The 12486-nt window shown below is 38.7% G+C and carries 13 protein-coding genes; 10 read left to right on the forward strand and 3 right to left on the reverse strand.

The features are described from left to right. From rbsD to M3226_RS11605, 5 genes are all read left to right on the forward strand, one after another. Positions 1-396: a D-ribose pyranase gene (gene rbsD / locus M3226_RS11585; RefSeq protein ID WP_251565454.1), complete on the forward strand. Its 396-nt coding sequence runs from the start codon at positions 1-3 to the stop codon at positions 394-396. Between the two features lie 18 nt (positions 397-414). Beyond that, positions 415-1896: a sugar ABC transporter ATP-binding protein gene (locus M3226_RS11590; protein WP_251565456.1), complete on the forward strand. Its 1482-nt coding sequence runs from the start codon at positions 415-417 to the stop codon at positions 1894-1896. Between the two features lies 1 nt (position 1897). Further along, positions 1898-2869: a ribose ABC transporter permease RbsC gene (gene rbsC, locus M3226_RS11595; protein WP_251565458.1), complete on the forward strand. Its 972-nt coding sequence runs from the start codon at positions 1898-1900 to the stop codon at positions 2867-2869. Positions 2870-2883: 14 nt separating this feature from the next. Next, a complete protein-coding gene (gene rbsB / locus M3226_RS11600; protein ID WP_251565459.1) occupies positions 2884-3804 on the forward strand; it encodes a ribose ABC transporter substrate-binding protein RbsB in 921 nt (306 codons plus the stop codon). 381 nt (positions 3805-4185) lie between these two features. Further along, positions 4186-5205 carry a tRNA dihydrouridine synthase gene (locus M3226_RS11605; RefSeq protein ID WP_251565461.1) on the forward strand — a complete coding sequence of 340 codons (1020 nt, stop codon included), beginning with the start codon at positions 4186-4188 and terminating at the stop codon, positions 5203-5205. A gap of 205 nt (positions 5206-5410) precedes the next feature. On the opposite strand, the gene M3226_RS11610 is transcribed toward M3226_RS11605, so the two are convergent. Continuing rightward, positions 5411-5737 (reverse strand): AzlD domain-containing protein, encoded by a 327-nt coding sequence (locus M3226_RS11610; protein WP_251565463.1) that lies wholly within the window; start codon positions 5735-5737, stop codon positions 5411-5413. Continuing rightward, complete coding sequence (locus tag M3226_RS11615) at positions 5728-6447, reverse strand: AzlC family ABC transporter permease (protein WP_251565465.1); 720 nt, start codon at positions 6445-6447, stop codon at positions 5728-5730. Before M3226_RS11615 ends, M3226_RS11610 begins: the two co-directional genes overlap by 10 nt. Positions 6448-6561: 114 nt before the next feature. Here M3226_RS11615 and M3226_RS11620 point away from each other — a divergent pair, with 114 nt between their 5' ends. Then, complete coding sequence (locus M3226_RS11620) at positions 6562-7947, forward strand: aminotransferase-like domain-containing protein (protein WP_251565467.1); 1386 nt, start codon at positions 6562-6564, stop codon at positions 7945-7947. A 528-nt stretch (positions 7948-8475) separates the two neighbouring features. Next, complete coding sequence (locus M3226_RS11625) at positions 8476-8805, forward strand: hypothetical protein (RefSeq protein ID WP_251565469.1); 330 nt, start codon at positions 8476-8478, stop codon at positions 8803-8805. Positions 8806-9242: 437 nt separating this feature from the next. Here M3226_RS11625 and M3226_RS11630 read toward each other — a convergent pair whose 3' ends face one another. Further along, a complete protein-coding gene (locus M3226_RS11630) occupies positions 9243-10166 on the reverse strand; it encodes a LysR family transcriptional regulator (RefSeq protein WP_285857814.1) in 924 nt (307 codons plus the stop codon). A gap of 138 nt (positions 10167-10304) precedes the next feature. Between M3226_RS11630 and garD the strand changes: the two genes are divergently transcribed. The 3 genes from garD (at position 10305) to M3226_RS11645 (ending at position 12478) form a co-directional block, all read left to right on the forward strand. Continuing rightward, a complete protein-coding gene (gene garD / locus M3226_RS11635; RefSeq protein ID WP_251565471.1) occupies positions 10305-11819 on the forward strand; it encodes a galactarate dehydratase in 1515 nt (504 codons plus the stop codon). A gap of 69 nt (positions 11820-11888) precedes the next feature. Next, entirely contained in the window at positions 11889-12185 is a 297-nt protein-coding gene (locus M3226_RS11640) for a hypothetical protein (protein WP_251565472.1), read from the forward strand. After that, complete coding sequence (locus M3226_RS11645; RefSeq protein WP_251565622.1) at positions 12146-12478, forward strand: lactate racemase domain-containing protein; 333 nt, start codon at positions 12146-12148, stop codon at positions 12476-12478. Before M3226_RS11640 ends, M3226_RS11645 begins: the two co-directional genes overlap by 40 nt. Positions 12479-12486 lie beyond the last annotated feature (8 nt).

A 12486-nucleotide genomic window follows, 5' to 3' on the forward strand; every position in this document is an offset into this window, starting at 1 on the left:
ATGAAACGCCATGGAATATTAAACAGTCATATTACAAAAGTGTTAGCGGACCTTGGCCATACAGATTATATTGTCATCGCGGATGCGGGATTACCAATTCCGGAAGGAGTTCTTAGAATCGATCTAGCTCTCCAACCGGGAAAACCTTCCTTTAAGGAGGTTTTGGACGCTGTTGCAGAAGATATGGTAATTGAGAAGTGTATAATTGCATCTGAAATAGAAGCGGGAAATCCCCAAATAGAAGAATATTTAATAAATAAATTTGTCGATATCGATGTGGAACGGGTTACACATAAGGATTTTAAGGAGTTAACAGAAAAAGCTAAAACTGTTATTCGGACAGGTGAAACTACACCATATGCAAACTGTATTTTACAATCAGGTGTGTTTTTTTAATAGATTGAGGTGAAAAAAATGCGAGTTTCGATGCAGAACATCTATAAAGCCTTTGGATCCAATCAGGTGTTAACAGGAGTTAATTTTGAACTGCTGGATGGAGAAGTTCACGCATTAATGGGGGAAAATGGTGCTGGGAAATCAACGATGATGAATGTACTGACAGGGCTTCATTCTCGGGATAAGGGCACAATCACGATTGATGGAAAGGAGACCTATTTTAAAAATCCGAAAGAAGCCGAGCAAAAAGGAATCACATTTATCCATCAGGAATTAAACATATGGCCGGATATGACGGTGTTAGAAAATTTATTTATTGGGAAAGAGCTGAAGAGCCCACTTGGTCTGCTTAAAATGAAGGAAATGAAGGCTCTTGCAAGGAAACAGTTTGACCGGTTGATGGTTAAAATTCCTCTAGATAAAGAGGCTGGCAGCTGCTCTGTTGGGGAACAGCAGATGATTGAGATTGCCAAGGCATTGATGACGGATGCCAAGGTTATTATCATGGATGAGCCTACAGCAGCTTTGACTGAAAGAGAAATCAATAAGCTTTTTGATATCATTTCTTCATTGAAAAAGGAAGGGGTATCCATTGTTTACATATCACACCGAATGGAAGAAATTTTTACAATCTGTGACCGAATTACGGTTATGCGTGATGGGAAGACGGTGGATACGAAGGCCATTCGCGATACGAACTTTGATGAGGTCGTAAAGAAAATGGTAGGACGGGAAATAACGGAAAGATTCCCTAAACGGGATTTTAAGCCGGGTGAGATGGTTCTGGAAGTAAAAGGATTAACAAAACGCGGTGTATTCAAGGATATAAATTTTTCGGTTCGTTCAGGGGAAATTGTTGGTGTCTCTGGACTAATGGGAGCTGGAAGAACGGAAATTATGCGTGCCATCTTCGGACTCGATTCATTTGACAGTGGTGAGGTTTGGCTAAGTGGGAAGAAAATAGTAATAAAAACGCCTGACCAGGCTGTAAAGGCCGGAATTGGATTTATCACCGAAGATCGAAAAGATGAAGGATTGATTTTGGACTTTTCAATCAAGAACAATATTGTATTGCCATCTTTAGCTAGTTTTGCGCCTAAAGGGATTATTAACCAAAAAAGCGAAAATGATTTTGTGAATTTGCTGATAAAGCGCCTGACAGTAAAAACGGAATCTGCGGATATTGCTGTTGGTAATCTTTCAGGGGGAAATCAACAAAAAGTGGTAATAGCCAAATGGATTGGAATTAGTCCGAAAGTGCTTATCTTAGATGAACCGACAAGAGGGGTAGACGTTGGAGCGAAAAGAGAAATCTATCAACTAATGAATGAACTTACCGATCGAGGGGTGGCTATCATTATGGTTTCATCAGAGTTACCGGAAGTTTTGGGAATGAGCGACCGGATCCTGGTTATTCATGAAGGGAAAATTAGTGGTGAATTGGAAAAAAGTAAAGCAACCCAGGAAAAAATTATGACATTGGCAACGGGAGGTCAATGAGATGAATGCAATCAATGAAACTACTAAAGCAGTCAAGGGTAATTTTTTGAATACGATGACGCAAAAGCTTGGACCGCTGCTAGGACTTATCATCTTATTTGTAATTATTTCAGTATTAAATCCTAGTTTCCTAGAACCTTTAAATATATTAAACTTATTGCGCCAGGTAGCCATCAATGCTCTTATTGCTTTCGGGATGACATTTGTTATTTTAACAGGGGGAATTGATTTATCTGTGGGGGCAATTCTTGCATTAGCAAGTGCTTTAACAGCAGGTATCATTGTCTCTGGTCTTGATCCAATTCTAGCGATTATTATCGGTTGTATACTCGGTGGAATCATGGGAACGGTCAATGGGCTCCTCATTACAAAAGGAAAAATGGCTCCATTCATTGCCACATTGGCAACGATGACTGTTTTTAGAGGACTGACACTTGTTTATACAAAAGGGAATCCAATCACAGGGCTTGGTGATAATTATTTGTTCCAATTATTTGGCCGAGGTTATTTTCTAGGAATACCTGTTCCGGCTATAACCATGATTATCATGTTTGTACTATTGTATATTATTCTCCATAAAACACCATTCGGCCGAAAAACCTATGCGATTGGCGGAAATGAAAAAGCGGCTATCATTTCCGGTATTAAGGTGCCAAGTGTTAAGGTATTGATTTACGGTCTGTCTGGTTTGCTGTCCGCCTTAGCGGGTGCCATTTTAACATCACGACTGAATTCCGCACAGCCAACTGCAGGTACATCTTATGAACTAGATGCCATTGCAGCAGTAGTATTAGGCGGGACAAGTTTATCCGGCGGAAAGGGTAGAATTTTTGGAACGCTGATTGGTGCCTTAATTATTGGCACATTAAACAACGGATTGAATCTTCTCGGTGTATCTTCATTCTATCAAATGGTAGTAAAAGGAATTGTTATTGCCATTGCTGTATTACTTGACCGGAAGAAATCAGCATAAGGAGCGAATTTTTTATGAAAAAATTAGCTGTAGTATTCATTTCACTGTCACTATTATTATTTTTGGGCGCCTGCTCGATGCAGCCTCCTGAATGGGCAAAGCCGGCGAAAAAAGAAGATTTAAAAGATATTAAGATTGGTTTATCCGTTTCAACCTTAAATAACCCATTCTTTGTTTCATTAAAGGATGGTGTTCAAAAAGAGGCAAAAACAATGGGAGTCCAAGTGAAAATAGTCGATGCGCAAAATGACTCCGCAAAACAAATAAATGATGTGGAGGATTTAATTCAGCAGGGTGTTGACCTCCTCTTAATTAACCCTACCGATTCTGCAGCTATCTCCACAGCCGTTCAATCAGCTAACAACATTGGAATCCCTGTGGTTACGCTGGACCGCTCGGCGGAAAAAGGGAAAGTTGCGACATTAGTGGCTTCAGATAATATAAAGGGCGGGGAAATGGCAGCAGAATATATCGTAAAGAAGCTTGGAGAAAATGTTCAGGTGGCTGAACTTGAAGGTGTTCCAGGTGCCTCTGCAACACGTGAAAGGGGAAAAGGTTTTCATAATATCGCGGATAAGAAATTAAAGGTAACGGATAAACAATCTGCTGATTTCGATCGTACCAAGGGATTAACCGTTATGGAAAACCTTCTTCAAGCAAACCCTGATATTAAGGCTGTTTTTGCCCATAATGATGAGATGGCACTTGGGGCTATTGAGGCAATCAATAGTTCTGGGAAAAATATCATGGTCATTGGTTTTGATGGTAATGACGATGCACTCAATGCAATTAAAGCTGGAAAAATGGAAGCTACCGTTGCGCAGCAGCCAGATCTAATCGGAAAACTTGCTGTTGAAGCTGGTATAGACGTTCTCCAAGGGAAAAAGGTTTCAAAAAACATTCCTGCTCCACTTAAGCTTGTGGTAAAAGAATAGTAAGGTTCCTTAAAAAGCTTAAAAAGGGATTTATCAGTATTGCTTTGGAGGAACATCGTTAAATTTAAAAACTTACCAGCATCCCATGTGTTGCCACATACGCCACACATGTGGAGTGGTCTCGCATCTCATTTAAAAAGAAAGGCAACTAACCCTTCGGGGGCGTTGCCTTTTTGTGTTTCTTGTATCGGATTAACAACCATTGTACTATTGAACTTCCAGTGGAGAATGAATAAACCCGCCAGCATCTCGTGTCCAATCTGTTTGATAAAAGGTGCTTAAGCATGGTATAAGTGTAAAAGAAGCAGGGTTACTTTGCTTTTTAATTTTGGGATAAGGGGTTGGCCTGGTACCCCATAATGAAAGGATTTGAAATTGAAAATGATAGATAATTTTTGGCGTGATTTACCACGGCCTTTTTTTATACTGGCACCAATGGAAGATGTGACGGATGTTGTTTTCCGCCATGTAGTAAGCGCGGCAGCTAGACCTGATGTGTTTTTCACAGAGTTTACAAACACGGAGAGTTATTGTCACCCACAGGGGATTCAGAGTGTGCGTGGGCGTTTGACTTTTACAGAGGATGAACAGCCCATTGTAGCCCATATATGGGGGGATAAGCCTGAATACTTTCGGCAAATGAGTATTGGTATGGCGGAACTAGGCTTTCGGGGTATCGATATTAATATGGGCTGCCCTGTACCTAATGTGGCACAGCATGGGAAGGGAAGCGGCCTTATCCGTCGTCCAGAAGTTGCAGCAGAGTTAATACAAGCAGCAAAAGCAGGAGGATTGCCCGTAAGTGTAAAAACAAGGCTTGGTTACACTGAGATAGACGAATGGCAGGAATGGCTGACACACATATTGAAACAAGACATTGTCAATCTTTCCATTCATCTGCGTACAAGGAAGGAAATGAGCAAAGTAGATGCTCATTGGGAGCTGATCCCGGAGATTAAGAAACTTCGTGACAAGACGGCACCAGATACACTTTTGACGATCAATGGGGATATTCCTGACCGTCAAACTGGCTTGAAGCTCGTAGATCAATATGGTGTGGATGGGGTTATGATTGGGCGTGGTATTTTCAGTAATCCATTTGCCTTTGAAAAAGAACCGAAAGATCATAGCAGTGAGGAATTACTTGATCTCTTAAGAATGCATCTGGATCTCCATGATAAATACTCAAAATTAGAGCTGCGTCCGTTCAAGGCTCTTCATCGCTTTTTTAAGATATATGTCAAAGGATTTCGAGGGGCGAGTGAATTAAGAAATCAATTAATGAGCACTGAGTCAACAGATGAAGTACGTGTGGTGCTAGATAACTTTTCAAAGAATCTTGATGGAATGGGGAACAGTAAAACTGAACCAACTCAAGGTAAAAGCGAAGTAGGACGTTAAACTGGTGTGCCCCCCAAAAAGGTTATAGTTTAAACGTCCATATTTGTTTTTCTGAAACCAGACCCCTGATAGACAAAGGATTTGTTTATCAGGGGTCTGGTTTATTTCTATATTTTATTTTCTTCTTTTTTGCCTGTTGTTTATTTGATTTTAAAGCGAACTTTACTTTATTCTTCAAGTGTAAAGTTTTCTATCTTAGTAAAATTTAAAACACAAAACGTAATACCATTATAGATACGATTCCTGCTAAAACAGTACCTAATAAACTGCGTGTGACAATCGCAATAAGAAAAGCAGGCAACGCGGCGATTAGTTCAAGGTTTTTTTGCAAAGGTTCTAATTTTCCGTTTGGCATTAGCAACTCTTGCCCCACTAAGGCTGCCATAACGGCAATGGGAACGTAGTTCAACCATCGCATGGCCCATTCTGGCAGTTCAACACGACTTAGAACCGCAATTGGAAGCACTCTTGGAATGAATGTTACAAGGGCTGAGCCTAAAATAATTAAAAAGATTGACCATCTTACTTCCATTTTTCCACCGCCATTCCAACGCTAGAGGCAATGATTGTTGCCACAATAACACCTACGCTTCCAGATGCCACTAAACTTACCCCTACAACAATGGCAACAGCACTTAGTGCAACAAAAACATCTTTCATCCATCTTCTTCGGCTGACCACTTGCAGGACAAGTAGGCCAATAAACATACCAGGCAATGCAAAATCAAGACCGAATTTTTCCGGATTTGAAATCCATTCTCCGAAAATTGCTCCTGCAATATTGGCAATGAACCAATTTAAATAAGCAGTTATATTTAACCCATACATCCATTTTTCGCTAAGCCATTTCTTACTTGCTGCTTCATTCATTGCTACACCAAATGTTTCGTCTGTGAGTAAAGAACCGATTAATATATTCTTGAAGGGTGAAAGGTGACGGAAATATGGCGATATAGCCGCGCTCATTAACAGATGACGGAGGTTAATAAAGAAAATAGTAAAGATAATCGCTAGAGTCGGACTATTAGCCCCAATCATCGCGGCGGCAATAAATTGACCAGAACCAGCGTATAAAAGTAAGGATATTAGTCCAATTTCAACAATCGAAAGTCCTGCTGTTTTTTCCACAACACCTGCCGCAAAGCCAATACTTAAGTAACCAAGTACAGTGGGCAGACAATCCCGTACCCCGGCAAAGAAGCTGTTTTCTTCCTGCAAAAAAGTGTTATCACTTATGTTCAAAATCTATCACCCACTTATAAAGAAAATTTGTATGTGAATTAACTTTATCATCCTCATTGTATGGCTTCAATGATATAATTGTATGCAATACAATTTTTTCGAGGAGGGTGTTGTATGCCAGTTAATTCATTTGAAAATTATCCTATGTCGTGGAAGCCGGATAAAAAACAGCTTGTCCCTCCACTGTATCGATCGATTGCCAGTTTGCTGGAATATGATATTCTCAATGGCTATCTCGCGCCCAATACGAAACTTCCTCCTCAACGAGAATTAGCAGATTATCTTGATATTAACCTCAGCACGGTCACAAGGGCATTTAAAATATGCGAAGTGAAAGGATTAATCTATGCCGTTACCGGAAGGGGAACCTTTGTTACTTCCAATATAAAAAGTGCTATTTTCATGGCAGACAGTGATGAGAATAAGAATTATATAGAGATGGGGATCATCAAGCCCTTTGACAGTACAAACTCATTCGTCACACAAGCGATTAAAAGCATTGCCACCAAAGATTATCTGGAAAATTTATTAGATTACAGACACCCGTTGGGAATGCCTTATCATCGAATGGCAGCCAAAAAGTGGATGCAGCGCTTTAACATGGAAGTACCCATAGAAAATATTGCAATCACTTCGGGAGGGCAAAATTCGTTTTCGCTGATTCTGATGGCCTTGTTTCATCCGGGAGATAAAATAGCGGTAGATATATATACTTATCCTAATTTTATTGAACTGGCCAAAATATTGAATATCCAATTAATCCCTATTGACGGGGATGAGTTAGGCATGAAGCCGGAGAGATTAGATGCCGTCTGCCGAACAAATCCATTACAGGGAATTTATTTGAGTCCTTCCTGCAATAATCCTACTGCTGTAACAATGAATATGAATCGCAGAAAGGAAATAGCAGAGGTCATCAATAAACACGGGCTTATTTTAATAGAGGATGACGAATACTCTTTCCTGGCTCCGCATGGCTATGTTCCTATTTCACATTTTGCACCGGAAAGATTTGTTTATATCCTGAGTATTGCCAAATCACTCAGCGCTGGTATTCGAGTTGCATTTATCGCTTACGCCACTCAGTTTGTTGAAAAAATTACGTATGGAATTTTCAATCTCAATGTAAAAACATCTGCCTTAAATGCAGAAATTGTAACAGAATTAATTAATACAGGGACTGCTGAACAAATCATTATGAAAAAGCGGGAAATTTCACAAGAACGGAATCAGATTTACCAGAAATATTTTCAAATCAATCATCCGAGCGAAAACCCTATTAGTTTTTTTCGCTGGTTACCATTGCATAAAGAATGGCAGCTTAACCAGTTTGAGAATATTGCTTTAACCCGGGGAATCCATGTCTTTCATTCTCATCGTTTCTTGGTCAAAAAAGAGGAATCTCCCCAATTTATTCGTATTTCCCTAACATCTCCTAAGGACTCCGATGAATTGGAGGAAGGGCTATCCATCCTAGAAAGATTTTTGCTAGAGTCGTAAATATCTGGTCACCAACATCTCATGTGTTGCCACATACACTCTGGACATGTGGAGTGTGTGGAGCAACTCATTTTAAAAGAAGGCAAATAACCCTTTGGGTGTTGACTTTTAAAGATACTTTAATGATTTGCTAATATGTTCACATAATTGTAGAAAAGCCCTTGAAAAGACTAAATTTATATGAATTATAATGTGATATTATTCTATCTATAGGAGGTGGCAAAATGGAAACATGACCATAATTACTTTTTAAATTTTAGCGTTTTTGTCCACCAGCATTTTCCCCATCAAAACAATGATTTTATCAAAACCTTGAAGCATAGATACAACTTTTACATTATGAAAACTTATACGAACAACCTTCATATTGAATCTTCACATTTTTCCACTTTTACACCCATTCAATCCATGTTATTTCAAAAAAATTGTTTAATAAAAAAAGACCTGAAAGGATAGGTATTATCATTTTAAGTTTCCTAAGACAAATTTTTCTGGTAAGTAAATTTTATATCTGAAGGAGAATGATTAATGGGTCACGATATATCAGGATACAATAAAGCAGGAGAAGAAATTGCTTATGCTCGTTTTAGCATGGGGAATTATAATGCTACCATACTGTATAATTTACTTGATGCAAATAATTACTATGCAGGAGTTAGTGGATCAGGCGGCAGTTCTACTTTCTCGCTACAACAAATTGAAAAGGCTTTGAATGCCTTTAAACAATTTTATAAAAATAGTGATTCCCTGTCAGAAAGTGCTTCCTTGCCTTGGGATCAAAAACAAATCTTGAATTTTATACAAAATTGTTTAGCAACAGCAAAAATGGAAGGGGGTGTAAGAGTATATTTTGGCTAATGTATTAAGACTAGCAATTACCTTCATATGTAACTACTAGCATTCCATCTCCAGATAATCTTATGAATTTCTTTTATCCCCCAAAAAACACCTGTTAAAAAAAACAGCCTTCATTGATGAAATCAAATGAACTATTAATTAACTAGCTTCCTATGTATTACGGCATATACCCGGACATGTGGTGTGACGTTCACTCTAATTTGGAAGGCTTAATAACAGATGCAACAGTGAGTAAAGGTACCATACAAAAGGGCACTGCAAAAGACCAATAATAAATGAAAAAGGGTGAACACCTACTACTGGTAGTGTTTCACCCTTTTTCTTTCCTTCTATAATATTTGTATTTTGTAGTAGTCTCATTCAATGGGGCCTTTTTTGTGCGACAGGCAGTCGACACTCTAGCTGACTATAAACGGTCTTTCTATTAACTGTCTATTTTATGGGTTACAGCTCATCCCTTTTGGCTGATATAATTTAGCGGACCAATAATTACCGGCAATCTTAATAAAGTCTCTAGCAGGATTACTTAAGTAAGTACCTTTCTTATATGATGCACATACTTCCCAAACAGGTTTTTGTTTGATTAAGAAGTAAGCGACGTTAGAGTTTTGTTTGGCATAAGCAATTGGAATGATGGAACAGCATATTCCTTCAGCAACCATATTATATAAGTTATGGCAGCTCCTTGTTTCTAACAATATATATGGATTAAAATCTTCGGAGGTAGTGAAATTATCATAAATTTCTCGCAGAGTTGATCCTTTTTGCATAAGGGCAAAAGTATCGTTCTTAAAACGGTCTAAGCTTATTTCAGGAAGTGAATCGCCGAGTTTTCCTCCGATATGGGCAAGGGGATGCTCTTTGGGAACTGCTAAAATAATTTCTTCCAAACCGATTTGAATATATTCATCATTTGTTTTTTGGTAATCTTGCAAAGTTACAAACCCAATATCGAGATTCCCAATTGATATTTCATGTTGTTGTTGTTTCACAGGTAGTTCAATGGGTTCAACTTTTATATTTGGATACTTTTTGTAAAAAGCAGGATAGATAGATGCAAACATTTCAGGACCGCGTTCAGGAGTTAAGCCAATACTAAGCTTTCCTTTTTTTATATCCAATAAATCATTAATTTGATTGTAGGTATTCTTTTTAATACGTACCATTTTTTTAGCATTCTCAATATAAATTTCTCCTGCTTGTGTCGGATGCCAATTGGTTCTTGAACGAACAAAAAGTTGAGTTCCCAGCTCTTTTTCTAATTTTAAGAGCTGCTGATTTAATGCTGATTGAGTGATAAAAAGTTTTTCGGCAGCTTTTGTAATATTGTTTTCCTCAGCGATTTTAATCATATATTCCAACTGTTTTAGATCCATTTAAATTCTCCCTATTACTCTTAGTTTTTCTAATAGAATTCTAAAAATAATCACTTTTACTTTATATATGATCTAAGCTTACAATGGTTTTAAGAATAGAACAAGAGTTTAGGAGGTAACGCAATGGAAAACCATTATATTAAAATCAATGAAAATGATAACGTTGCCATTACAGTAAATGCGATTTCAGCAGGTACCATTGTCATGGATGATATTCTAGCCAACCAGGATATTCCCCAAGGGCATAAAATTGCATTATGCAATATCGGCGAAGGCGAACCAATAATCCGATATGGCGTCACTTTAGGATATGCATTACATTTTATTAATAAGGGCGATTGGATCAATGAACATATGTTGAAACTTCCAATTCCTCCATCATTGGATGAAATGGAGTTTGCAACAAAGTTGATTACAGATCTGCCAGAACCACCAGTTAGGACGTTTATGGGTTATCCAAACAAAAACGGAGGATATGCTGGAACAAGAAATATATTGGGAATTGTCACAACTGTTCAATGTGTAACAGGTGTTTTAAATAATGCAGTAAAGAGAATTAAACAAGAACTCCTCCCAAAATATCGAAATGTAGATGATGTTGTAGTGATAAATCATGCATATGGATGCGGTGTCGCCATCAATGCCCCTGAAGCAAAAATCCCGATTCGAATGTTGCAAAACATGGTCAAACATCCGAATTTCGGTGGCGAGACTATGATTATCTCTTTGGGATGTGAAAAACTAACATTAGAAATGTTATTGGATGCGGAATATAACACACCAGATAATGTGGTAACGTTTCAAAACGAAAAGGGCCATGATGCGATCATGGCGGAAATTATGAAAATGGCTGAAAACAAATTAAAAAAATTGAATGAAAGAGCCCGCGTTGAACTGCCTCTCTCTCAGTTATGCATTGGATTACAATGCGGTGGAAGTGATGCTTTTTCAGGTGTAACAGCTAATCCATCTGCGGGTTATGCTGCCGATATGTTAGTCAATGCGGGTGCAACCGTCATGTTTTCTGAAGTAACCGAGGTCCGTGATGGTGTCCATATCATTGCAGAGCGTTGTGTGAATGAAGAAGTTGGGAAAAAGCTAGCTGATGAGATGAAATGGTATGATCAATACCTAAATAATGGTCAAGTGGACCGTTCAGCGAATCCAACTCCTGGAAATAAAAAGGGGGGGCTATCGAATATTGTTGAAAAGGCGATGGGTTCGATTGCTAAATCTGGTACATCTCCAATTGTAGAAGTACTTTCACCAGGAGAAAGACCAACGAAAAAGGGGATGATTTTTGCAGCAACTCCGGCCAGTGACTTTGTATGTGGTTCATGCCAGTTATCGAGTGGAATGACGCTCCAAGTTTTTATGACAGGACGAGGAACTCCTTATGGATTAGAAGCTGCACCCGTAATTAAAGTATGTTCAAGAAATGATATGAAAGATATGTGGCAAGATTTAATCGATGTAAATGCAGGGCCAATTGCAACAGGTGAAGCAACCATTCAAGAAATTGGAACTCTATTATTCAACGAAATTATCGATGTTGCCAGCGGAAGAAAACAAACTTATGCAGAAAAATACGAAATTTATAATGATTTTACCCTGTTTAATCCAGCACCAATAACCTGATTAAAGGATGAATCCATTTTGTATGGCGGAACAACATATGCATTCCCCTTTTGAAAAGAGGTATTGAAAATGGAGAAATTATTCACAGGTATAAATATCCCAAGAATGATTAAAATCAGACAGCGTTTCCCAAGAGAAACGATTGCAGATGTAACTAGTGTTATAAAAGAAGAACTCAGTAAGGAAGAAATTATAGGGAGAATCAAGAATGGTGACCGGGTTGCTATCGCTGTGGGCAGTAGAGGAATTGCTAATATGCCTTGTATAGTAAGAGAAATTGTAATGCGGTCAAAGAAAGAGGAGCTCACCCGTTTATCGTGCCGACGATGGGGAGCCATGGCGGTGCAACAGGAGAAGGACAGGTAGAAATACTTGCCGAGCTCGGCATAACCGAAGAATCTACAGGTGCTCCCATTGTTTCTAGTATGGAGGTGGTTCAGGTAGGTGTTTCCAAAAATGGACTCCCAGTCAATATCGATAAAAATGCTCATACGAAAGCGGATGCTATTATTATTACTGGCCGCATAAAGCCTCATACATCCTTTAGGGCTTCCTATGAAAGCGGCTTGGCCAAAATGATCGCGGTTGGGCTTGGTAAACAAGTGGGTGCTGAAATCATTCATTCCGCCGGTGTAGAAAACATTCCGTTCAGAGTGTAAGAGATCGC

This window comes from Neobacillus cucumis, assembly GCF_023715505.1.